The organism is Plantibacter sp. AC185 (genome assembly GCF_979258065.1).
Genome location: NZ_OZ409831.1, coordinates 2,094,467 through 2,116,421, shown reverse-complemented (window position 1 = coordinate 2,116,421; position 21,955 = coordinate 2,094,467). Strand labels below are relative to the sequence as shown.

27 protein-coding genes are annotated in these 21,955 nt (G+C 68.9%); 13 read left to right on the top strand and 14 right to left on the bottom strand.

All coding sequences use genetic code 11. The features are described from left to right. Window positions 1–73 precede the first annotated feature (73 nt). A complete protein-coding gene (locus ACZZZB_RS10055; RefSeq protein WP_463530554.1) occupies window positions 74–1,063 on the top strand; it encodes an aldo/keto reductase in 990 nt (329 codons plus the stop codon). On the opposite strand, the gene ACZZZB_RS10050 is transcribed toward ACZZZB_RS10055, so the two are convergent. Then, window positions 1,051–1,779 carry an NAD(P)H-binding protein gene (locus ACZZZB_RS10050; RefSeq protein ID WP_463529597.1) on the bottom strand — a complete coding sequence of 243 codons (729 nt, stop codon included), beginning with the start codon at window positions 1,777–1,779 and terminating at the stop codon, window positions 1,051–1,053. The genes ACZZZB_RS10055 and ACZZZB_RS10050 overlap by 13 nt on opposite strands. 63 nt (window positions 1,780–1,842) lie before the next feature. Between ACZZZB_RS10050 and ACZZZB_RS10045 the strand changes: the two genes are divergently transcribed. Together ACZZZB_RS10045 and ACZZZB_RS10040 are read left to right on the top strand one after the other, a co-directional pair. Next, window positions 1,843–2,478, top strand: coding sequence for a TetR/AcrR family transcriptional regulator (locus ACZZZB_RS10045; RefSeq protein WP_463529596.1), 636 nt, complete (start codon window positions 1,843–1,845; stop codon window positions 2,476–2,478). A 46-nt stretch (window positions 2,479–2,524) separates the two neighbouring features. Further along, window positions 2,525–2,677 carry a hypothetical protein gene (locus ACZZZB_RS10040; protein WP_158596628.1) on the top strand — a complete coding sequence of 51 codons (153 nt, stop codon included), beginning with the start codon at window positions 2,525–2,527 and terminating at the stop codon, window positions 2,675–2,677. A gap of 90 nt (window positions 2,678–2,767) precedes the next feature. Here the strand turns inward: ACZZZB_RS10040 and ACZZZB_RS10035 are convergent, their stop codons facing one another. Together ACZZZB_RS10035 and ACZZZB_RS10030 are read right to left on the bottom strand one after the other, a co-directional pair. Beyond that, the gene (locus ACZZZB_RS10035; protein ID WP_463529595.1) at window positions 2,768–3,226 is read right to left on the bottom strand and encodes a putative immunity protein; all 459 of its coding nucleotides are present in this window, start codon (window positions 3,224–3,226) and stop codon (window positions 2,768–2,770) included. Window positions 3,227–3,443: 217 nt separating this feature from the next. Continuing rightward, complete coding sequence (locus ACZZZB_RS10030) at window positions 3,444–3,896, bottom strand: NUDIX hydrolase (protein WP_463529594.1); 453 nt, start codon at window positions 3,894–3,896, stop codon at window positions 3,444–3,446. A gap of 176 nt (window positions 3,897–4,072) precedes the next feature. Here ACZZZB_RS10030 and ACZZZB_RS10025 point away from each other — a divergent pair, with 176 nt between their 5' ends. Further along, window positions 4,073–4,570 carry a GNAT family N-acetyltransferase gene (locus ACZZZB_RS10025; RefSeq protein ID WP_463529593.1) on the top strand — a complete coding sequence of 166 codons (498 nt, stop codon included), beginning with the start codon at window positions 4,073–4,075 and terminating at the stop codon, window positions 4,568–4,570. Window positions 4,571–4,579: 9 nt separating this feature from the next. Further along, window positions 4,580–4,939: a VOC family protein gene (locus tag ACZZZB_RS10020; protein ID WP_463529592.1), complete on the top strand. Its 360-nt coding sequence runs from the start codon at window positions 4,580–4,582 to the stop codon at window positions 4,937–4,939. A gap of 238 nt (window positions 4,940–5,177) precedes the next feature. On the opposite strand, the gene ACZZZB_RS10015 is transcribed toward ACZZZB_RS10020, so the two are convergent. From ACZZZB_RS10015 to ACZZZB_RS10000, 4 genes are all read right to left on the bottom strand, one after another. Beyond that, entirely contained in the window at window positions 5,178–5,525 is a 348-nt protein-coding gene (locus ACZZZB_RS10015) for a YciI family protein (RefSeq protein ID WP_463529591.1), read from the bottom strand. Window positions 5,526–5,683: 158 nt separating this feature from the next. Next, window positions 5,684–6,166, bottom strand: coding sequence for a hypothetical protein (locus ACZZZB_RS10010; protein ID WP_463529590.1), 483 nt, complete (start codon window positions 6,164–6,166; stop codon window positions 5,684–5,686). A gap of 219 nt (window positions 6,167–6,385) precedes the next feature. Beyond that, window positions 6,386–7,378 (bottom strand): phosphotransferase enzyme family protein, encoded by a 993-nt coding sequence (locus ACZZZB_RS10005; RefSeq protein WP_463529589.1) that lies wholly within the window; start codon window positions 7,376–7,378, stop codon window positions 6,386–6,388. A 106-nt stretch (window positions 7,379–7,484) separates the two neighbouring features. Next, complete coding sequence (locus tag ACZZZB_RS10000; RefSeq protein ID WP_463529588.1) at window positions 7,485–8,066, bottom strand: uracil-DNA glycosylase family protein; 582 nt, start codon at window positions 8,064–8,066, stop codon at window positions 7,485–7,487. 39 nt (window positions 8,067–8,105) lie between these two features. Here ACZZZB_RS10000 and ACZZZB_RS09995 point away from each other — a divergent pair, with 39 nt between their 5' ends. The 4 genes from ACZZZB_RS09995 to ACZZZB_RS09980 all read left to right on the top strand — a co-directional run bounded on the left by ACZZZB_RS09995 (window position 8,106) and on the right by ACZZZB_RS09980 (window position 11,628). Beyond that, window positions 8,106–9,662 carry a deoxyguanosinetriphosphate triphosphohydrolase family protein gene (locus tag ACZZZB_RS09995; protein WP_137242872.1) on the top strand — a complete coding sequence of 519 codons (1,557 nt, stop codon included), beginning with the start codon at window positions 8,106–8,108 and terminating at the stop codon, window positions 9,660–9,662. A gap of 142 nt (window positions 9,663–9,804) precedes the next feature. After that, window positions 9,805–10,137, top strand: coding sequence for a DUF7882 family protein (locus ACZZZB_RS09990; RefSeq protein WP_079706140.1), 333 nt, complete (start codon window positions 9,805–9,807; stop codon window positions 10,135–10,137). 88 nt (window positions 10,138–10,225) lie between these two features. Beyond that, entirely contained in the window at window positions 10,226–10,597 is a 372-nt protein-coding gene (locus ACZZZB_RS09985; RefSeq protein ID WP_137242871.1) for a hypothetical protein, read from the top strand. Window positions 10,598–10,674: 77 nt separating this feature from the next. Then, window positions 10,675–11,628 carry a helix-turn-helix transcriptional regulator gene (locus ACZZZB_RS09980; protein ID WP_202938262.1) on the top strand — a complete coding sequence of 318 codons (954 nt, stop codon included), beginning with the start codon at window positions 10,675–10,677 and terminating at the stop codon, window positions 11,626–11,628. 18 nt (window positions 11,629–11,646) lie between these two features. Here ACZZZB_RS09980 and ACZZZB_RS09975 read toward each other — a convergent pair whose 3' ends face one another. The 6 genes from ACZZZB_RS09975 to ACZZZB_RS09950 form a co-directional block, all read right to left on the bottom strand. Next, a complete protein-coding gene (locus ACZZZB_RS09975; protein WP_192018900.1) occupies window positions 11,647–11,922 on the bottom strand; it encodes a hypothetical protein in 276 nt (91 codons plus the stop codon). A gap of 103 nt (window positions 11,923–12,025) precedes the next feature. After that, complete coding sequence (locus ACZZZB_RS09970) at window positions 12,026–12,166, bottom strand: hypothetical protein (RefSeq protein ID WP_463529587.1); 141 nt, start codon at window positions 12,164–12,166, stop codon at window positions 12,026–12,028. A 79-nt stretch (window positions 12,167–12,245) separates the two neighbouring features. Beyond that, window positions 12,246–12,443 carry a hypothetical protein gene (locus ACZZZB_RS09965; protein ID WP_463529586.1) on the bottom strand — a complete coding sequence of 66 codons (198 nt, stop codon included), beginning with the start codon at window positions 12,441–12,443 and terminating at the stop codon, window positions 12,246–12,248. A gap of 27 nt (window positions 12,444–12,470) precedes the next feature. Then, a complete protein-coding gene (locus tag ACZZZB_RS09960; protein ID WP_463529585.1) occupies window positions 12,471–14,159 on the bottom strand; it encodes an ABC-F family ATP-binding cassette domain-containing protein in 1,689 nt (562 codons plus the stop codon). A gap of 289 nt (window positions 14,160–14,448) precedes the next feature. After that, window positions 14,449–15,525: a phosphotransferase family protein gene (locus ACZZZB_RS09955; protein WP_426738947.1), complete on the bottom strand. Its 1,077-nt coding sequence runs from the start codon at window positions 15,523–15,525 to the stop codon at window positions 14,449–14,451. 236 nt (window positions 15,526–15,761) lie between these two features. Beyond that, entirely contained in the window at window positions 15,762–16,979 is a 1,218-nt protein-coding gene (locus ACZZZB_RS09950) for an MFS transporter (protein WP_463529584.1), read from the bottom strand. 174 nt (window positions 16,980–17,153) lie between these two features. On the opposite strand from ACZZZB_RS09950, the gene ACZZZB_RS09945 reads away from it, so the two are divergent. From ACZZZB_RS09945 to ACZZZB_RS09930, 4 genes are all read left to right on the top strand, one after another. Next, a complete protein-coding gene (locus tag ACZZZB_RS09945; protein WP_463529583.1) occupies window positions 17,154–17,612 on the top strand; it encodes a MarR family winged helix-turn-helix transcriptional regulator in 459 nt (152 codons plus the stop codon). 140 nt (window positions 17,613–17,752) lie between these two features. Further along, window positions 17,753–18,718, top strand: coding sequence for a DMT family transporter (locus tag ACZZZB_RS09940; protein ID WP_463529582.1), 966 nt, complete (start codon window positions 17,753–17,755; stop codon window positions 18,716–18,718). Between the two features lie 58 nt (window positions 18,719–18,776). Next, entirely contained in the window at window positions 18,777–19,577 is an 801-nt protein-coding gene (locus ACZZZB_RS09935) for a carbon-nitrogen hydrolase family protein (RefSeq protein ID WP_229939769.1), read from the top strand. Next, window positions 19,574–20,902: a M20/M25/M40 family metallo-hydrolase gene (locus ACZZZB_RS09930; protein WP_124767903.1), complete on the top strand. Its 1,329-nt coding sequence runs from the start codon at window positions 19,574–19,576 to the stop codon at window positions 20,900–20,902. Before ACZZZB_RS09935 ends, ACZZZB_RS09930 begins: the two co-directional genes overlap by 4 nt. Window positions 20,903–21,147: 245 nt before the next feature. Here ACZZZB_RS09930 and ACZZZB_RS09925 read toward each other — a convergent pair whose 3' ends face one another. Continuing rightward, complete coding sequence (locus ACZZZB_RS09925; RefSeq protein WP_229939767.1) at window positions 21,148–21,855, bottom strand: NUDIX domain-containing protein; 708 nt, start codon at window positions 21,853–21,855, stop codon at window positions 21,148–21,150. Window positions 21,856–21,955: the final 100 nt, after the last annotated feature.

Sequence of the window (21,955 nt, the reverse complement as noted above, 5' to 3'; positions counted from 1 at the left end):
GCGGGCGGCTTCCGTGACACACTCGACGCGCCGCGGGATCGCGGCCCGGTTCGACGATGAGAAGGGCTCCACGATGAAGTACACGCACCTCGGCCGCACGGGGACGACGGTCTCCCGGATCGTGCTCGGCACCATGAACTTCGGCGACCGGACCAGCGAGGAGGACTCGTTCGCGATCATGGACCGGGCGTTCGACCTCGGCGTCAACTTCTTCGACACGGCGAACGCGTATGGCGGCAGCGCCGGTCGTGGCGTGACGGAGGAGATCATCGGCCGCTGGTTCGCCGCCCGCCCCGGCGTCCGTGACGACATCGTCCTGGCGACGAAGGTCCACTCGCCCATGGTCGCCCCGAACGACGACGGCTCGGACGTCGTGAACGCGCGTGGCGCGTCGGCCTGGCAGGTCCGTCGTGAGGCGATCGCCTCCCTGGAACGGCTGCAGACGGATCGGATCGATCTGTACCAGTTCCACCACATCGACCGGCACATCTCCTGGCAGGAGCTGTGGCAGGCGATGGAGGTGCTCGTCGCTCGCGGCGAGGTGGTCTACACGGGCAGCTCGAACTTCGCGGCATGGAACATCGCGCAGGCGAACGAGGTCGCAGCTCAGCGACACTTCCTCGGCCTCGTCAGCGAGCAGTCGCTCTACAACCTCGCGCAGCGCTCGATCGAACTCGAGGTCATCCCCGCCGCGCAGCACTACGGGCTCGGCATCCTGCCGTGGTCGCCGCTGTCCGGTGGTCTGCTGAGCGGTGGTTCCTCCGACAAGGGCGCTCGGTCGGGCGAGTCCCGCATCACCGAGGCCCGAGCCAAGCAGCAGGACCAGCTCGAGGCCTACGACCGCTTCGCGGCCGAGCGTGGCTGGACCTCGGCGGCCCTCGGTCTCGCGTGGCTCCTGCACCAGCCCGGCGTCACCGGCCCGATCATCGGACCGCGCACGATCGAGCAGCTCGAGTCCGCCGTCGCAGCAGTCGACATCGAACTGAGCGCCGACGACCTCACCGCCCTCGACGAGCTCTTCCCCGGCCCCGGTGGCCAGGCCCCGGAGGCCTACGCCTGGTAGGCGTGTGCGATGCGGCCGACCGCCTCGGTGATGGCGGTCGGCCCGGTGTTCAGTTCGAGGATCTGTCGGCTGATGTTCGGCTCGAGGATGAGTGCCTCGAGGACCGCAGCCACGTCTTCGCGCGTGATCTCGTCGTGGAGTTCGGCGGGCCCCAGGGCGACCGTTCCCCGGGCCGGGTCATCGGTCAGCAGCGACGGGCGGAGGATGACCCAGTCGATCGGCTGGCGGGTCAGCGCGACCTCCGTCCGCTTCTTGACGGCGAAGTAATGTTCTTCGTCGTCGCTCAGTTGCCGTTCGCGCCAAGCCTCCGGCATGACGGACAGCAGTATGAGGCGCTTCCCCGGTGACGCAGTGACCGCTTCCGACACGCGCTGGAGCGCCGCGTCGTCGATATCGTCCGTCACGCTCTGGGGTCCGGCGTTCGACCCTGCCGCGAAGACGATGACGTCCCAGTCCGAGATCATCGCCGTGATCTCCTCCGTGGTGGCGACCCCGAGCTCGCCGGTGACGGTCGTCACTCCATTGGCTTCGAGGGTGGGATCCGGCAGCGACGACCTCGTGAGGCCTGAGACGATGACACCTCTGGCGCGGAGCCGTGTCGCCAGGAGTCGGCCGACCCTGCCCGTGATCCCGAAGATGAACACACGCGTGGTGGGTGCGGCTGAATCGTCGTGGGATGCGTTCTCGGTCGCGGCGGTGGTGTCTCGTGACGTCATGGGTGATCCTCTCGATCTCTTACTTACCAATAGTAACTTACCAATAGTAGGTAGAATCGGGGGATGGAAACCACCGCGGATGACAGCTTCAGCTCTGGGCCGAGACGTCGCCTCTCGTGGGACGCGCGCCACGCGCAGTTGCTCGATGCGTTCCGCGACCTCATCCGCACGCATGACCTCGCGGACGTCACGCTGGCGCGGGTGGCTGCGCACGCCGGCGTGACGAAGCCCGTGGCGTACGACCACTTCGGCGATCTGTCGGGCTTGCTGTCCGAGGTCTACCGGGCCTTCGAATCCCATCAGCGGGACGCCCTGGTCGCGGCGCTCGCGCGTGCACCGCAGGATCTCACCGCCGTCGCGGACCTGGTCGCCGAGGCCTACATCGGCTGCTGCATCGCGGAAGGGATGGAGCTTGCAGCCGTCGTTTCCGCACTTCGCGGATCGACGACGTTGAATGCCCTCCGATCCGAGGCGGAGCTGGCGTATCTCGAGATCTGCCGCGAGGCGCTGGAGCCCTGGACCGGCGCAATCGACCCGGCGCGGTTGAGTGCCATCCCCGGCGCCGGGGACGCCCTCGCCCGAAGCATCCTGTCCGGGGCCCTCTCAACCGCCCAGGCCTCCTCGACACTCGCCGCGGTGGTTCGTGCCGTCGCGTCGGCGTCTGCCGTTCCCGATGCGACTCGAGACCGCAGGACCTGAGCGGCGGCTTCCTCAGCGTGGGCCGCCCCCCCGTTATGGTTGCTCCATGGCTCGCGCACCCTGGAATCGACCCGGCGAATCTCCACAGACGCGACGGCTTCGCATCGTGATGTTCTGGACCGCGGTCGTCCTCGTCGTGGCATTCGTCGCCATCCTCGTGTACTTCGTCGTGCGATCGGCTGAAATCGCCGGTCTGTAAGGGCGGCTCGCGGCGAGCCGCTCGGGCTCGGTGCGACAACGGCCTCTTCGCTGTCGGGACCCTCGGGCGCCGTCCCGGGGACGGGGTCGGTCACCGACCCTTCGGGAATCCGATCGAGCGCAGCTCGGGTGCCAGTTCCTCCCACTGCCAGGCACGCTCAGCTTCCTGAGCGGCCTGACCCTCTCTGCCGAGGCCCACGGCTTTCGCGGCGTAGGTCGCCGCGTGCGGAGCGTGGTCGAACATGTGGGCTACCGCGCACGCCTGACCGGCTGCACGAGCAGCGGCGACGGCGGCGGCCGCTCCTGCTTCGGTCGCGTCGCGTGCGGCCGCATGTGCTGCGAACGCAGCGGTGCGGCACGCCGTCATCGGAAGCTCGCCGCGCTCCCAGGCGCGGAGCGCCGCGATCGCTGCACGTGGTCGATCGTCACCGGGGCGCTGTTGTTCGAAGATCGGTAGAGCTCGTTCCGCGCAGTTCGCCGCCCACAGCGCGATCGCGTGATGGATCGCCGGCTCAGGGTTTGCCCACTTCGGTTTCGTCTCTTCGCTCACTCCCCGATCGTCTCAGCGATCGAGCGGAGAAAGATCGGCCCGACGCAGCTTGTGTCCGGGAGGCGTCCGCGTACGTATTGGAAGTGGCTCGGAAGCGATGGCGGTCTCGACTGGTCGCGCGCCACCCAGGATTGATCTGGGAGTTCGCGTGTCACGAAGGATCAGGTCGGCACGGTATGGAAACAGGTGGAAGGCCGGACAGTCTCGCTGCGGGTGGTCAGAACCCGAACGTGAGGACCGCTGATCTGCGCCCCTCGCGCAGGGCGTCCATTGCAAGTCGCTCGTGAGGGGGCATGTTGACCGGCAGATCGTCGAGGCGAAACCACGACAGTTCTGCGCACTTGGTTGGTTCTCGGATCAGTGGTTCGCCACCCCAGACGTCGCAGACGAAGAACCAGTCGACGCGCTGTTCCAGCGGGTTCGCTGTACCATCGGTGCGCTGCATGACAGCCACGGCCGATAGTGCCTCGGGTGCCACCTGGACGCCGAGTTCTTCCCTCGCCTCGCGGATTGCGGCAGACGTCGCAGTTTCACCAAGCTCCACATGACCGGCGGCACCCGCTGACCAACAATCGTCCATGTAGCCGGTGTTCTGCCGTCGTTGCAACAGGACCGATTGATCGCGGCGTAGGAAGACATACGACGCGGGAACAACGGAGAAGTGGCTCATAGGAGTCAAACCCTATGGCGCATAGCCGCTATGGACGCTGGTTCCCAGCAACCACTCCGCGCTCCTTGCTCCCGAACGACCGCACGCTGTCCCGTGTCGAATCCACGGCGCGCGACAGAGGCCTGAACGACTCGCGGCGATTGACGCTCACTGGCCACCCGGGCATGATGGCTTCGATGAGGCTGAAGCTCGCGTCCACGGATGACTTCACCACGCTTCGTCGCCTGTTCGATGATCCTTCCTTACACGGATGGGGCGGGCCGGGACGGCTGTCCGACGAGCTCATCCGCGCCAAGTATCTGGGGGCACGACTGCCCGACGTCGAGTGCTCCCTCGTCCTCGTCGACGAGCAGGCGGTCGGACTCGTTCAGCTGCACGTGGACGGGACTGACTTCGGTGGGATCGACCTCATCTTGTCGCCCTCCGCGCGAGGTCAGGGGACCGGTCGACGGGTGGTCGATGCCATGGTGTCCCGCGCGAGGGAACGGAACATCGCTCGACTCACCGTCGACCCGGACGTCCAGAACGAGCGCGGAGTGCGATTCTGGCGTGCCGTTGGGTTCGAACCGCAATCGACCATCACGGACGACTGCGGACGTGCACCGTATGTCCTGATGTCCCGCAGCACCGATCTCGAGCCTGCGTCGGGGTCGTGGAGTTCCTCGCGTCGATAAGCTCACCCCATGGGCGTTCTCGGCATCGGCGGGTTGTTCTTCCGCAGTCATGACCCGTCGGCGCGCGCGGCCTGGTACCGCGAGCATCTCGGCATCGAAGCCGGCGCAGAGGGCGAAGACGCCGTCTGGATGCAGGAGGCCGGCATGACCGTCTTCGCGCCTGTTGCGGGGACGAGCGAGTCGTTCACTCACGACCAGCCCTTCATGCTCAACCTTCGCGTGAGCGACTTGGATGCCCTGACGGAGCATCTCGAGGGAGCCGGGATCGCCGTCGAGCGTCGAACCGAGTGGGAAACGGAATACGGCCGATTCGTCCGCATTCACGACCCCGAGGGCCTCCCGATCGAACTCTGGGAAGTCCTCGAATAGACGCCCCGTCTCCCTCGCGGACGGCTTGACTCCGGCTCACGAGACCGCGGCGGTGTTCGCGGCGCACCGATCTTCGCGTTACCCCGTGTGCACGACCGAAGTGACAACCTCGGCAAGCATCGGAACGGCTCTGCGGTCCTTTCTGACCTGTCGAAACCTGTGGCCTGTCCCCATGTGCTCCTCTCCGCGTATCCGAGTTCAGGTAGCCCTCGACCACGATGGCTCCGACCGGAAGCCGTCACGTCTCGACGGTGCCGCCGCTGTGAATCAGCCGGACCTCGACCCCTCCTCCTCGCTGAACTTCAGGGTTCGTGGCAGCGATGGTGAGCGCATCCTCGAACGTCGACGCTTCGATGATGTAGACACCCGCGACCACCTCTCGAGAGTCGATGAACGGACCGATGGTCACTCCGGACGCGCGGATCGATCGCGCAAGATCGCGAGGAGTGAACGCGTAGGCGGCCCGCAGCGAACCAGCCTCAGTGAGCGCTCGTCCGTGTGCATCTGGAACCGCCAGTTCCTCCTCAGTCGCATCTCCGGCGTGAATGGAGTCCTCGGTGTAGATCAGGACGGCGAAGTGGGGCATGGGCTCTCCTTTCTTCGAAGGGTACGCGAGGCCATATCGATGTCAACCGGAACCGTGGGATGACGTGTGATGCCCGGCCCGAGTGAGCCCCTGCATCGTTCATGGCACGGGTCGGGAGCTGTCCCGATGGACGAGCTCGGACCGTCGGCGGAGAGTTCCTAGCTTCCGCTGATGACGCTCACCGCTTGGAGGCCGACGACGATGGCGTTGATCGGTACGGCGATGATGAGCACGACAACTGCGCCGATGACGGCGATGATCGAGTGCCGAGGTGTCCGCTTGTGGACCCGCGCCTGCAGGATGAGCACGACGATGGGCGAACCGATCGCGATCGCGGCGCCGAGCATGAACCCGCCGAGCGTCCCGCCCCCACTGAGCCGGTCCTCGGACGGACCGAACTCACCCTGCAGCGCGAAGGAGAGTTGGACGAGCCAGCTCACCACCAGCAGCCCGAACAGGAGCAGCGTGATGCCGACGCCGGACGCTCGTCCGGTGACCGGTCCGTCCTGGTCGGCTGCTCCAGGGTCGGCGGCTGACACGGATCCGGGATCCGACGCGGCGGGCCCTGTGGCCGGGCTCGGCCCCGATGGCCGTTCGACCGGCGGCCGCAGTCCGTCGCCGGTGTTCGGTTCGTCGCTCACTGACTGCCCCTCAACGCTGGATCGGATGCCGGTTTCTCTGCGTCCTCGTCGGCCCGTTGGTCTCGTCGAGAGCGCCGAGATGATGCACCGGCGGAATCGATGCTGCCACAACGCGAGGTGATACCGGCTCCGAGCTGCACCCGAGCGGTGACACGAACGAACCAATCGCCGGGTGAGTCCGTCGGTCATGGCCGACCGTTGCGATGACCAGCGCCCAGCTCAGACGGCCATCCTCACGAGGAGGTCGTTCGCTGCCGGTCCCCATCCCGTTGGATCCTCTCCCGGAGGAACCAGCACCAGGGAGAACCACAGCACGAGGACGTTCCACCAGTCTGCCTCAGCTGCTGTCAGCGGACGCTCAGACGCGTATCCCTCGAGCAGCCAGGCGTGGACGTGGGGCGATACCGGACCCCAATCACGGAAACGCGTTCCGAGCATCACGGCCGATTGCGCTAGCTCCATGATGGGGAAATCGAAGCGGGCCTCCTCGAAGTCCAGCACCGCCGCGATGTCGTGTCCTGCGCACAGGATGTTCGCGGCCCGGAAGTCTCCGTGGACGAGTTGCGCCGACAGCGGCTCGGTCGGTGAGTTGTCGACGAGCCTGATCAACGTCTCACGCGCTGAGGGCGTCAGCAGGCCCGAACGGTCGGATTCCAGCCAATCGTTGATTCGTGTTGCAAGCGGCTTGGGCGGATCGGCGAACCCGCGCACGTCCTCGGTGTCCGGATATCGCGCCAGCGCAAGGTGCAGCCTGGCGAGAGCGGCGCCGGCGGCGATGACCTGATCCCTGTCCGTGACGTCCAGCAGTGCACCGCTGATCTGGTGTTGGAGACTCATCGACGTCCCATCGTCGATCGGTATCTGGACCCGCCGGTCGACCGAGGGCACGGGTGCTGAAACGGGGAGTCCGCGCTCACCAAGCCATGCGGTGAGCTGCGTCAACGCAGCAAGCCGCGGGAACCTCGGCGGGAGGACAGACCACTTGGCGAGGAACGACCCGGACGGAGCGCTGATCCATGCCAGAGCATTGTGACCGCTCATCACGACCTGCGTGACCGATTCGACGTCGAGACCCCAGTGATCACCCACGGTGGCGGCCACCCATTCGCCGACCGCGGCGGCATCACTGAACCCGAACCGCGCGGCAACCACCTCCGCGGGATCGTCCGTCTCCCACAGCATCTCCAGCAGCGGTGCGGTGACCCTGGTCATGCTTCCCCCTCTCGGTCAGAGCTCGTGCCGCACGAGGGTACCGCGCGCCCTCGAGATGACGCTCTGCTCGCGACCTCGACGCCTGCCCGGTGACCGGTCCCGTTCGTCACGCCGAGAGCGCCGCCCTCACCTGCGCGGCGAGGAGCGGAACCGTCTCCTCCTGGAACCAGGGGTTCTTGCTGCGCCAGCCGCGCGCGAGCGGCGACGGGTGCACGATCGGGAAGAGCGGGAGGTGGGTCTCCGCGGCCCGGACGTTCTCCGTCAGGGTGCGTCCGGCACGCGGTCCGAGGTAGGCGCGCTGGGCGTAGGCGCCGATGAGGATCGTCAGGCGCACCTCGGTCAGCTGCTCGAGCAGGCGCGGATGCCAGCGCGGCGCGAAGTCGCGGCGTGGCGGCAGGTCGCCGCTCGTCCCCTTACCCGGGAAGTAGAAGTCCATCGGGACGATCGCGACGTTCGCCGGGTCGTAGAACTCCTCGGGGGTCACACCCATCCAGGAGCGGAGGAGGACGCCGCTCGGGTCGTTCCACGGGATGCCCGACTCCTGCGCGAGGCGACCAGGCGCCTGACTGATGATGAGGACCCGTGCCTCCGGGGAGGCGACGAAGAGCGGTTCCCAGCCGAGTTCGCCGGCCCAGGCGTTCGACTCGTGCGCGGCGACCTCGGCTCGGAGTCGATCGATCGGATGCATCCCTGCAGTCTCCCACCCGCCGCGCAATACAGTGAGGGGATGGACGACGACCAGCGGCGACGGCGACTCATCCCCGAGCCGGTGGACCGGTTCGCGACCGGCGAGGAGTACCCCGAGTACCGGGTCGACCTCGAGCGCATCCGGTTCTCCCCCTACTTCGCGCGGTTGTCTGCGGTGACGCAGGTCGTCTCGCCCTCCGGCGTCGGTCAGGTCGTCCACAACCGGCTCACGCACTCGATCAAGGTGACCGCGGTCGCCCGCGCCATCGCCATGCAGCTCACCACGACCGATCCCGAGCAGAACGCCATCGTCGAGCGACTCGGCGGGTGCGACCCGGTCGTGGTGCAGGCCGCCGCCTCCGCCCACGACCTCGGCCACCCGCCGTTCGGCCACCTCGGCGAGCAGGTCCTCGACCGCCTGGCCCGCGAGCGGCTCGGCCTCGCCGAGGGCTTCGAGGGCAACGCGCAGTCGTTCCGCATCCTCTCCGCGCTCGACGTGTGCGAGACGGTGAAGGAGGGCCTCAACCTCACGGCCGCCTCCCGCGCCGCCGTGCTCAAGTACCCCTGGGGCCGCACCATCCACCGCCCCGACCTCGACCCGGCAGATCCGACGAGGATGCCGCGCGGGTCCACCGCCAGCCGCTGGGAGACCGCGCCGCCGAAGTTCTCCGCGTACACCCTGGACCTCGACGACATGCTCGACGCCCGCAGTGCGTTCACCGCGATCGCCCCCTGGCAGCAGACCGTCGAGTGCTCCGTGATGGACGTCGCCGACGACATCGCCTACTCCCTGCACGACCTCGACGACTTCTACCGGGCCGGCGTCCTGCAGCAGGCGGCGGTGGCGGTCGAGTTCCGCACCTTCCTCCGCGATCAGCACACGCTCGCCGCGCTCGACGCCGACGAACTCTGGAGCCGCGCACCCGGGCACTCGCTCGAACTGCTGCGCCGGCGGATCGTCTCACGCGACCCGTGGATCGCCAGCGACGAGCACTTCCGGGCGTCGGTCCAGCGGGTCGCGACCGAGCTCGTCGAAGGACTCCTCGCTGTGCCCTTCGACGGTTCCAGCCGAACCGAACGCGCCATCGAATCGTTCGTGTCGTCCTGGATCGGTCGCCTCCAGCGCTCCGTCCTCGTCGTCGAGGAGCCGAACGTGCGCTCCGGGCACGTGTCACTCCTGCCCGAGGCCTGGCACGACGTCACGGTGCTGAAGTTCGTCCACACCCGGTTCGTCATCGACCGGCCGGACTTCGCCACCTACCAGCGAGGCCAGTCCCGGGTGCTCGACGTGCTCGTCACCGAACTGGACAGCTGGCTCGACGACCCCCGCGACGGCCCGCGTGCGCCGCAGAAGCTCCTCGACTTCGTCGAACTCGCCACCGACGGCTACTTCCGACTCCGGGCGGACAACCCCGACTGGCTCCCGGCAGACCCCGAGTCCGACAGTGGCCGCCCGCAGAGCGACCCACGCGCCCTGGGGCGCCTCGGTCGGGCGCGTGGCATCCTCGACTACGTCGCCTCGCTGACCGACGAACAGGCGACGGCGCTCGCCGCCAGACTGCGCGGAGACCGCGAGGCATGGGCCTTCGGCAGCTGAGTGCAGCCTGAACGCCGACCCGGTTCCGAGCAATACCCGACGCATTTCGGATAGGTCAGAGCGGGGGATTGCTAGAACATCTAGCGTTATCAACGGCGCCGGGAACCAGCCCGGAACCGAAACAGAACGGATGGCGCGCCTCATGGGAAACCTCCTCTACGGAACCCCTCCGACCCCGCACGAGATCGAAGACCGACTGCTCGCTCACCTGCAGACGGTCATCTTCACCAAGTTCCGACGCAACGAGAGCTTCGCGTTCCACCTCGAAGCCGTCCCCGGCCGTGGGACCGGACGTCAGTCGCTCTGGCTGAACCCGATGATCCCCCTCCAGTTCTCCTTCTACGGCAGCCGCGCCCCTGAGCTCAACCGTGAGTGGTTGGCCGCGCTCCTCGAGCAGGCCAACAGCGCCAAGGGCATGCGTGTCGTCCCTGAGCCGGCAGCCGGCGCCGCAAAACGCGTCGAGTCCGCGGCCTAGGTCCGAGCGTCCGCTTCGGCGGATCGATCAACGCAACGACGAGCTCCGGCCGTCGGGCATCTGTGAAACACCAGTTGGGGGTGGGACCGTGACGACCTGGTCTCCGAGCGCGCCCGACTTCCTCGACCTGGATGATGCGCGCACGACGGGCCGACTGCTCGACCGCACCGACATCGTCTTCGAGACCTCACACGTCAGCGCCGAGTCGGGTGGCGGCCTGTCACTCAGCCGTGTAGCCATCGCGCTGGACGTCGACGGCGACACCGTCCGCGTCCTCACCCGGCACATCGTCGCGTGGTCGCTCCGCGCCGAGGGTGGACTGATCGTCGTGACCGTCTGGTCCGAGCGGCCGACCGCCGTCCACGAGACGACGATCCTGCCGCGCTTCGCCAGCATCACGTCGTCCGCGATGACCGACGTCCTGGGCGCGGAGCACGGCTTCCTGCAAGGGACCGCCTGACATCGAGTGGACTGCTCCACGTCCGGACGCCCCCGTCGAGGGTGACAGTTCGGCACCGTCGTGAGATTCTATGAGCGATGAGCGAACACACGGGACCCGCCGAGCGGTCCGAGGTCGCAGGTCGCGACGTCGATGAGGCCCGCGACCTGTTCGCCGGTGCGTACAACGCCGGCGAGATGGTCATCGAGCCCACGGAATCGGAGTTCACCTTCCGGTACACCGCCATCGGCGACGACGAATTGACCCTGCGCGGCACCCAGTTCGACGGCCATGTCACGGGTACGGTCCTGACACAGGGCGAGTACATCGTCTCGTGGTTGACCGCGGGTAGTGGAGCCACCGACCTCGCCGGCGACCCGGTGCGTCTCGTCCATGGGCAGCCGGCCATGTTCGCGAACAACCGGCTCGCCGAATTCGACTTCACGGACTACCGGCAGAACCTCATGCACTTCGACGGGAGCTTCCTCGAGCGGGTGGCCGGCGAGGTGGAGGGTACGAGCGGCCCGATCCTCTTCGACACGACAGCCCGACCGACCGGTGAGCAGCTCCGCCGGTGGGCCGCTTCGGTGACGTCCGTCGCCCGGGTCATCTATGACGACACGAGTCCAGCGCTCCTGCGGGCCGAGGCGAACCGTGCGGCGGCGGTCGCGCTCCTGGAGACCTTCCCGCACACCGCGCTCCACGCACCGGTCGAGATCGGGGTACCGAACGGCGGGAAGACCCGCGCCGCCGTCGAGTTCATGATCGCCAACGCGCACCTCCCCATCCGCACCGAGGACGTGGCGGAGGCGACCGGCATGAGTCAGCGCAGTCTGCAGAGTGCCTTCCGCAAGGAGCACGACATCACGGCGATCGACTACCTCAGACGCGTCCGACTCGACCGGGTGCAGGAGGAGCTTCGCAAAGCCGACCCAGGGCGTGCCACGGTCGCCGAGATCGCCAACCGATGGGGGTTCGCCCACCTCGGACGCTTCTCCGCCTCGTACACCAACCGCTTCGGCGAGTATCCGAGCACGACGCTCGGTTCGTAGCCGTCGAGGACGGTCGGGTCAGAACTCGCCGAACTCGTCGTATTCGTCGAGACCGGACAGGGTTCCCGTCTCGATCGTGGGGACGATCTCCAGGGCACGGTTCGCGAACGACTCCACCGTGATGTGCAGGCCAGGGCTGGCGAGCACGTCGATGGTCCGGTCGGAGGAGAGCGGCACCCGGACGAATCGGCCACCGGCTTGGACGGCGGATTCGATCTCGGACATGAGCGCAGGCAGATCGACACCCGGTTCGATGTCGTAGGTGGCACGGCCGATGGCGATGCTGTACTGCATGACCATCACCTCCGAGCTCGGGTTGTTGATGCCAGCGTAGGGAACGGTCCTGAGGATGGCGGTGGGTTGACCAAGGCGGCGACTCATGCAGGGGGGTGTCGCCTCAGTCTTCCTCCTGGGCGGCGAAACTGCGCAGCACGGATGCGACGAATGCGAGCTCCCCGTCACCTGTGGCGACGCTGTTCATGAACGCCTCCGCTGCATCCACGTCGAAACCGTGGCTGAGCCGGATGTCGTGACCCATGCGAATCACGAACGGCGGGCCGTTCCGAATGCGGTGGCGACGGCTGTGAACCTGTCCTCGGGATCGAGATGGAGGCAGTTCATGCGAGGCGCGCGTTGAGCCCGGCGGAGGTCGCTGCGACCTCCTGCGCGAGTTGGACGATCATCCGCTTCCGGTCGTTCGCCGCGACCAACGCCGCATCGTGGACGAGCGACTCCTGGGAGGTCTCCGTGCCCGAGGCGTCTGCGTGCAGCTGGTCGAGTTCCGCGTCGATGGAGGTCACATCGCTCGCCGGCATGCATCGAGGATAGCTCGGTGGTACCCGCTATCGCGCGCGGTCGACGCGGGTCTCCTCCCAGACGGGCTCGTCGGAGGCCTGCACCCGGCCGTCGGAGCCGAAGACGAGGAAGCGGTCGAAGCCGCGCGCGAACCAGCGGTCGTGGGTGACCGCGATCACGGTGCCCTCGAAACCCGCCAGGCCCTGCTCGAGCGCCTCCGCCGAGACGAGGTCGAGGTTGTCGGTCGGCTCATCGAGCAGCAGCAGTGTGGCACCGGAGAGTTCGAGCAGGAGGATCTGCAGGCGCGCCTGCTGTCCGCCCGAGAGGGATTCGAACGACTGCTCGGCCGCACCCGCCAGCCCGTAGCGGTCCAGCACGCGGCTGGCGGCCTCGCGGGGGAGACCCGACCGGTGCTCGTCCCCGCGGTGCAGGATGTCGAGCAGGGTCCGGCCGACGAGTTCGGGGTGCCGGTGCGACTGCGCGAACCACCCCGGCTGCACGCGCGCGCCGAGCTTGGCATGGCCGTCGTGCTCGACGGGGACGAGCGCGTCGCCCGCTGCGGCGAGGTGCCCCGCGCCAGGATCGGGATCCGTCCCACCGCCGGCGAGCAGCCGGAGGAAGTGCGACTTGCCCGAACCGTTCGAACCGAGGACGCCGATGCGCTCGCCGAACCAGATCTCCGCGTCGAACGGCTGCATGAGGCCGGTCAGTTCCAACCCCGTGCAGACGATTGCGCGGCGGCCCGTGCGTGCGCCGCGGAGGCGCATCGTGACCTGCTGGTCCTTCGGTCGCTCCTCAGGTGGACCGGCCTCCTCGAACTTGGCGAGTCGGGTCTGCGCGGCGCGGTAGCGGGAGGCCATGGAGTCGTTGAACTTGGCCTGCTCGCGCAGACGCAGGACGAGTGCACGGAGCTTCACGCGGTCCTCGTCCCAGCGCCGGCGGAGTTCGTCGAGTCGGTCGAGGCGGGCGTCGCGGGCCTCGTGGTAGCTGCGGAAGCTCGCGCCATGGGTCCACGTCGTGCTGCCGGCCGCGCCGACCTCGAGGGTGATGATGCGGGTCGCCGCTTGTGCCAGGAGCTCGCGGTCGTGCGAGACGAGGAGGACGGTCTTGCGGGTCTCGGCGAGCATCCCCTCGAGCCAGCGCTTCGTCGGGACGTCGAGGGAGTTGTCGGGCTCGTCGAGGAGGAGGACCTGCTCGGGGCCGCGGAACAGGGCTTCCAGGACGAGCCGCTTCTGCTCGCCGCCGGACAGCGTTCCGAGCGTCCGCCACTGCGCGCGGTCATAAGGCACCCCGAGTGCCGCCTCGCAGCAGCTGTCCCAGAGCACCTCCTGGTCGTACCCGCCGGCGTCGGCGTACTCGGCGAGTGTCGTCGCGTAGGCCATCTGCGTCGCCTCGACGTCGTCCTCCATGAGGGCCAGCTCGGCGCGGTCGACCGCCTCGGCCGCCGCACGGACCCGCGGAGGCGCGACCTGGACGAGGAGGTCACGGACCGTCCGGTTGTCGTCACCGCGACCGACGAACTGGTCCATCACGCCGAGACCGCCGTCGATGGAGACGACCCCGGAGTCGGGCAGGAGTTCGCCGCGGATGATCCGCAGGAGCGTCGTCTTGCCGGCACCGTTCGCTCCGATGAGCGCGGCGATCGCCCCCTCGCCGACGCGGAACGAGACCTCGTCCAGCAGGGTCCGTCCGTCGCTCAGCGTGTAGCTGAGGTCGCTGACGTCGATGTAGCCCATGGTGCGCACTCCCCAGGGAGCCGATCGCTCCCGAACGGGCCCGCGCAGGTTCGCGCCGGGCCGCCCACCGCCTGGCGAGCCGACCAGTCTAGCCGCGCGGGTCCGCCCGCGCGCAACCGCCGCTGCGCACAACTCCCGGTCACTGAGCCCCCACCCCGGTCACTGAGCTTGTCGAAGTGCCCCGACCGCCCTTCGACAAGCTCAGGGACCGGGGGGTCGGCTCAGCGACCGGAGGGGGTCGGCTCAGGGACCGGAGGAGGGCAGCTCAGGGACCGGAGAGTCGCGCGGCTCAGGCGAGCGAGGCCGCGATGTCACCGATCCACGTGCGCACCGACGCGTCGTGTTCGTCGAACCAGCCGCCCTCGTAGCCACGCGGGACACCTTCGACCACCATGACGAGCGCGAGGTACAGCGACCACAGGCGCGCGCGGGTCCGGGCGTCCTCATCGGGCAGGAGCTCGCGGCCGGACGTCTCGCGGTAGGCGCGGAGGAGTTCCGAGTCGGCGGCGACCGTCTCCGGCACGTCGGTGAAGAGCGCCAGGGAGACGAGGTCGGCGGTGGGGTCGGCCCAGTGCGCGCGCTCATGGTCGATGACGCCGGTCAGTTGGGCGGCCTCCGCCCCGTGCTCGGGCATGACGAGGAGGTTGCCCTCCCAGAGGTCGAAGTGGACGAGTGTCGGCTCCGTCACGCTGTCGAAGGCCGGCAGCGCGGTGTCGATCAGGTGTCGGATCTCGTCCGCCGCGACCGGAAGGTCGACCTCGAACCGCAGGGCATCGGCGAGGACGGCCTCCACGACGAGCCGGTAGGCGTCCGCGGCACTGGCCGCCTGAAGCTCCGGGCGGAAGGGGTAGCCGAATCGGTTCCCCTCGGCGAGGCCGGTCGCCGAATCGATGGACGCGGCCTCCGCCGGGATGTCGACGTCGTCTGGTTCCACGTGGAACGGCGTGCGACCCGCCTCGTGCAGACGGGCGAGCGTGCGGCCGAGGACGTCGCGGGCGAGGGGGACGGTCTCGGTGCTGTTCGCCGGCCGGCCGGTGAGCTCGGTCATCACGAGCGCGTCGCGTCCGTCGAGCGTCGCCTCGAAGACGATCTCCGGCTGCGGCACCTCCGCACGGCCGAGGATGCGGAGCGCGAGCGCCTCGGTCGCCATGAGGGACCGCTCGTAGGTGAGGCCGGCCGCGTCCGCGGGTGAGAGCTTCACGATGACGCGCTCGCCGCCGTCGAGTTCGACCGCTGCGACCTCGTTCGCCGTGCCAGCTCCGAGCATCGTGATGGTCGGGCTGCCGGGCTGCATCGCCGGTCGCTCGGCCGCCCAGTGCTCGGCGACCGCGATCATGGTGTCACTGGGGCGAGGGGTTCGGCTCATCCGCCCACGGTAGCGCGCCCTTCGCCCTCCGTTCGCCGCTGGCCCGCTCGCCGGGTGCCCGTTCCCCTGCCACCGAGTGCCCCACCCCGGTCACCGAGCACCCCACCCCGGTCACCGAGCACCCCACCCCGGTCACCGAGCACCCTGCCCCGTTGCCGAGCGCCCCATCCGGTCACCGAGCTTGTCGAGGTGCGCAGCCCAGAGTGTTCACAACTCCTGCCGGAGTCGCGGGCGGCTCACGCGGGGTGCGGGATCTCCTGGCGGGCGGCGTCGACGGGCTCATCCTGCAGGAGTTGTGGACGACGACGGGAGCGCTTCGCGGCGGTGGACGCACCGATGATGACGATCAGGCCGAGCAGGGTGATGGCCGCACCGGCCCAGATCGGCGAGGTGTAGCCGAGGCCGGCGGTGATCGTGACGCCGCCGAGCCAGGCGCCGAGCGCGTTGCCGAGGTTGAATGCGGCGATGTTCGCTCCCGAGGCGAGCGTGGGAGCGGCCGATGCATACCGCATGACCCGCATCTGCAGTCCCGGCACGGTCGCGAATCCGAAGCCGCCCATGAGGACGAGGGCGATCACGGTGGCGACGGGCGACTGTGCGGTCGCGGCGAAGGCGACCAGGATCACGGTCAGCGCCGCGATCACGACGATGAGTGTCCGGTCGATGTTCCGGTCGGCCGCCTTGCCGCCCACGATGTTGCCGACCAGGAGTCCGACGCCGAAGAGGATGAGCAGCCACGGCACCGTGGTCGAGGCGAAGCCGCTGACCTCCGTGAGTGTGTACGCGATGTAGGTGAACGCGCCGAACATGCCGCCGTAGCCGAGGACCGTGACAGCGATCGAGAGCCAGACCTGGCCTGAGCGGAACGCGCGCAGCTCGGCGAGGAGCGACGCCGGGGCTTCGTCACGCTTCGGCTTCGGCACGAGTGCCAGGATGCCGATGAAGGCGATGACCCCGATCACCGTGATGGCCCAGAAGGTCGAGCGCCAGCCGAAGTGCTGGCCGAGCAGCGTGCCGAAGGGGACGCCGAGCACGTTCGCCGCGGTGAGGCCGGTGAACATGATCGCGATCGCGCCGGCCTGCTTGTGGGCGGGGACCATCGCCGCCGCCAGGACCGAGCCGATGCCGAAGAACGCTCCGTGGCTGAGGGCGGCGAGGATGCGGCCGGCGAGCATGACCTGGTAGTCACCGGCGAGTGCGGAGACGAGGTTTCCGGCGATGAAGAGCACCATCAGGGCCAGCAGGACGGGCTTCTTCGGCAGTCGGGTGACCGCCGCGGTGAGGGCGAGCGCCCCGACGACGACGGCCAGGGCGTAGCCGGAGATGAGCCAGCCGGCTGCGGCCTCCGAGACGCCGAAGTCGGCCGCCACCTCGGGCAGCAGCCCCATGATGACGAACTCCGTGAGGCCGATGCCGAAGCCGCCGAGGGCGAGGGCGATGAGACCGAGTGGCATGACGATTCCTGCGATTCCTGGGGGTCGTGGGGAGAGTGCTGGTGGCCGGTAGGCGGGACGCGTACGCTGATAGTTGCAGACGCGCGATAGATATCGTTGCACGCGCTAGGTAATAGCGCAAGCAACTATGTGCGTCTGCAATCAATCATTCGATGTTCGAACCGAGGAGTCCCGATGGGCATCGCCGACGACGCTGTTGAGATCCGCGCGCAGGGGTGGCGGACGCTCGCCGCTCTGTACGGATCGATCGAGTCCGATCTGGAACGTGCGCTGCAGGCGGAGGCCCGGCTCTCGGTGGTCGAGTACACCGTGCTCGACGCCCTGGGGCGCCAGGACGGCTGGCACATGCGCATGCAGCAGCTCGCCCGCGCGACGGCCCTGTCGCCGAGCGCCACCACCCGGCTCGTCAACCGCCTCGAGGACCGCGCGCTCCTCACCCGCGTGCTGTGCGCCGACGATCGCCGAGGGGTCTACACCGAGCTCACTGCGGCCGGGAAGGCGCTGCTCGAGGAGGCCCGACCGGTGCACAACCGCGCCCTGGAGGAGTCGCTCACCACCGCGGAGTCGCTCCCGGAACTCGCGCCGCTCGTGGAGGCGATCCACCGGCTGGAGCCCGTCGCCACCACCGCCTGACCCGTTCGCAATTCAGGAAGCCTCCGGCGTGTCCGTGCTGCGGCGCGGCGGAGCCGGCGAGACACGCGGGTGCGTCCTGAATTGCGAACACGGCGTCGGTGGGTGATGCCAAGCTGAGTCGTCCGACTCGAGGGAGCACGATGAGCACCGCAGCACCGAACACCCGTGTCACCGCGCTCGTCGCACCAGGGTCCCGCAGGGTGCTGGGCGCCTATCTCGGCGCTGCGCTCATCTGGGGCGCCAGCTTCCTCTTCATGAAGACCGGCCTGACCGGGCTCGCTCCGGCGCAGGTCGCCCTGTCCCGCGTGGTGCTCGGTGCCCTGACGCTCTGCATCATCATGCTCGTCACCCGCCGTCGCTGGCCGCGGGAGCGTCGACTCTGGGCGCACCTCGCCGTCGTTTCCGTCTTCCTCTGCGTCGCCCCGTTCCTCCTGTTCTCCTGGGCGGGACAGTTCCTGCCGTCCGGCCTGTCGAGCATCCTCAACGCGACCACGCCGATCATGACGCTCGCCGTCGGCGCGGTGTTCCTCCCGAAGGAACGATTGAACGGCCTCCAGGTGTTCGGCATCTTCGTCGGCGCCCTCGGCGTCGCGATCGTCGTCGGTCCCTGGCGCGTCCTGGCCGACCCGGCGATCCTCGAGTCCATCCCGGCGCAGCTCGCCTGCCTCGGCGCAACCCTCTGCTACGGCATCGCCTTCGTCTACCTCCGGAAGTTCGTCCTCGGCACCCACAGCTACGACGCGGTCGTCATCTCGGCCGTGGAGATCTCGCTCGCCGCCGTCATCATGCTCGTGCTCTCACCGTTCATCGCGATGCAGCCGGTGTCGCTCGACGCCCCGGTCGTCCTCAGCATGCTCGCCCTGGGAGCACTCGGTACCGGCGTCGCCTACATCTGGATGACGACGATCGTCGACTCCTGGGGCCCGACGGCGGCGTCCACCGTCACGTACCTCACACCCCTCGTCGGTGTCGTCCTCGGCATCCTCGTGCTCGGTGAGATCCTGCACTGGAACGAGCCGGTGGGCGGCGTGATCGTCGTGCTCGGCATTCTCGTGAGTCAGGGCAGGCTCCGGTTCCGGCGGCGCACGCCCCCACTCTCGGCATAGGGTGGCTGGACGGCCGCGCGCCGACGGTCGCGGCCCTTCCCACGGAACGAGGTTTCACATGCGCATCGCATCCGGGCAGTTCTCCGCCGGAACGGACATCGACGAGAACCTCGCCAGCGTGATCGCTCTGCTCGGTGAGGCCGCGGCGGGCGGCGCCGAACTGCTCGTGCTGCCGGAGATGAGCAGCTACGCCACCTCGGAACCGCCGAGCGCGCTCGCCGCGATCGCCCAGCCACTCGACGGCCCCTTCATCACGGGCGTCGCCGCCGCAGCCGCCGCGCGCTCCCTCCCGACGGTCGTCGGCACCATCGAGGAGAACCCCGGTGGGTTGCCCTACAACACGCTCGTGGCGATCGACGCCGAGGGTGACATCACCGCGACGTACCGGAAGGTGCACCTCTACGACGCCTTCGGGTACGCGGAGAGCGACGGCATCTCGGCCGGCGAGCTCACCGAACCGTTCGTCCTCGAGGTCGGCGACCTCCGCATCGGGGCCTTCACCTGCTACGACCTCCGTTTCCCGGAGAGCGCGAGGCGTCTCATCGACGCCGGCGCCAACGTCATCCTGCTGCCCGCGATGTGGATCGTCGGCCCCGGCAAGGAGGACGCCTGGACCACCCTCGTGCGCGCCCGGGCCATCGAGAACACCGCCTACGTCGTGAGCGCCAACCAGACCGGCCCGCTCGCCACCGGCAACTCGATCATCGTCGACCCCGCCGGCGTCGTCATCGCGGCCGCCGGCGAGGCACCGGGCGTGGTGTTCGCCGAGCTCGATCCGGCCCGACTCGACGCCGTGCGGGCGCGGGTTCCCTCGCTCGCCAACCGCCGGTTCACCGTGATCCCGCGGACCGCCGAATGAGCGTGGGCGAACGCGTGAGCGACCCGGTCGGTCTCTCGGAGGTCGTCTCCATCACGCGCGACCTCATCCGGATCGACACCTCGAACTACGGCGGTGGGCGTGCCGTCGGCGAATCCCGCGCGGCGGACCTCGTCGAACGCCTGCTCGGTGAGGTCGGGATCGTGTGCGAGCGCTTCGAGGCCGAGCCCGGCAGGACGAACCTCGTCGCGCGGTGGCCAGGTCGCGACCGCACCTTGCCCGGCCTCCTACTGCACGGGCACCTCGACGTCGTCCCGGTCGACGCGGCCGCATGGACGGTCGATCCGTTCGGCGGCGAGATCGCCGACGGCATGCTGTGGGGCCGCGGCGCCGTCGACATGAAGAACATGGTGGCGATGATCGTCGCGTCGGTCCGGCGCATGGTGACGGCGGGGGAGCAGCCCGAGCGCGACGTCGTCCTGGCGTTCTTCGCCGACGAGGAGGCCGGGTGCGTCCTCGGCTCGCAGTGGATGGTGGAGCACCACCCGGAGCAGTTCGCCGGCGTCCGCGATGCGATCAGCGAGGGCGGCGGGTACAGCGTCACCCTCGGTGAACGAGCCGACACCCGCGCGTACCTGCTCAACACCGGCGAGAAAGGCGTGCTCTGGTTGCGGCTGACCGCCCACGGTGCCGCCGGTCACGCCTCGCTCGCGAGCCAGGATTCGGCGATCGTCAAGCTCGCCGCCGCGGTCGGCCGGATCGGCGCGCTCGACTGGCCGGTGTCGTTCACCGAGACCACGACGCACCTGTTCCAGCGACTGCGTGAACTGACCGGAGCCTCCTCCGAGCTGTCGCCGTTCGAACTCGCCGCGCTCGTCGGCCCCAGCGCGTCGCGGCTGCGCGCCGGCCTGCAGAACGTGGCGAACGTCACCATGATCTCCGGCGGGTACAAGGAGAACGTGATCCCCGAGTCCGCGACCGCGACGGTCGACGCCCGGTTCCTGCCCGGCCAGCGGGACGAGGTCATCGCGCGCATCCGCGAGGCGGCGGGCGAGGGGGTCGACGTCGAGGTTCAGCTGGAGCTCATCGCGATGGAGTCGCCGAACGACGGTGAGCTCGTCTCGGTGATCGAAGCGGTCATCGAGCGGCACGATCCCGGTGCGACCGTGCTCCCGCACCTCATCCCCGGCGGCACCGACGCGAAGGCGCTCAGTCGACTCGGCATCACGGGGTACGGGTTCATCCCGCTCCGGTTGCCGGCGGACTTCGACTTCCCCGGAATGTTCCACGGAGTCGACGAACGCGTGCCACTCGACGCGCTCGACTTCGGCTGCGCGGTGCTCACGGACATCATCCGCTCGGTCTGAGCTGAGGTGCGCCGGTCCCTGAGCCTGTCGAAGGGCGGTGGTGGGCTCGGTTGAGGCGCCCTTCGACAAGCTCAGGGACCGGAGCTGCGCTCAGGGACCGGAGTCTCGCTCGGGGACCGGAGCTGTGCGCGGTCTGACGGGCAGGCGACCGGGTGGCCGACCGGTGTTCGGGTTCGCCGATCGGCCACCCGGGGACGGGTGGCACGGTGTTCTGGCGAGCTCGGGGTCCGGGAGTCTCGGCGGTACTAGCGTGCGGGCGGAACAGGCGTCGGTGCCGTCGCGAACGGGCCGGAGAGCCTCGCCCACTGCAGCAGCATGATGGTCTTCGCGTCGATGATGTCGTCGCCGATGCGCGCGATCGCGTCGTCGATGTCGAGTTCGAGGAGTTCGATCTCCTCGCCCTCCTCGGCGAGCCCGCCCCAGTCGCCGCGACGCGCAGCGGGGTCGTACTCGGCCGCGTAGAAGTGCAGGCGCTCGGTCACGGAGCCGGGGCTCATGAAGGCGTCGAACACATGCTGGACGGCCTCGACCGCGAACCCCGTCTCCTCGCGGGCCTCACGGGCGACCGCCGTCTCGGGATCGTCGTCGTCGAGCAAGCCGGCGGCGGTCTCGATGAGCTCGCCGGTCGGGTGTCCGTTGACGTAGGCCGGGTAGCGGAACTGCCTGGTGAGCAGGACCTTCCGGGAGTCACCGTGGTAGAGCAGGATGGTCGCGCCGTTGCCGCGGTCGTAGGTCTCGCGCTGCTGCGTCGACCACGCGCCTGAGCGGTCCTGGACCCGCAGGGTCGTCCGGCGGAGGACGTGCCAGGCGGCGGCGACCAGTTCCACGTCGGTCACCTGGACGCGCGGATTGCCGGTGAGGTCGAGGCCCGTCTGGTGCAGGCCGGTGCGCCCGCGGGCGTCGGGGAGGTCTGCTCCGGGTTGCGGCTCCCGGACCGTCGTGGAATCGGCCATCCATCGAGTGTACGACCGCCTGCGAACGGCATGCCGGCGGGGTGTCCCGGGTGCGCCGCTCGGGTGAGCCCTGCTGTGCGCCGCGCCCGATCGCGAATGG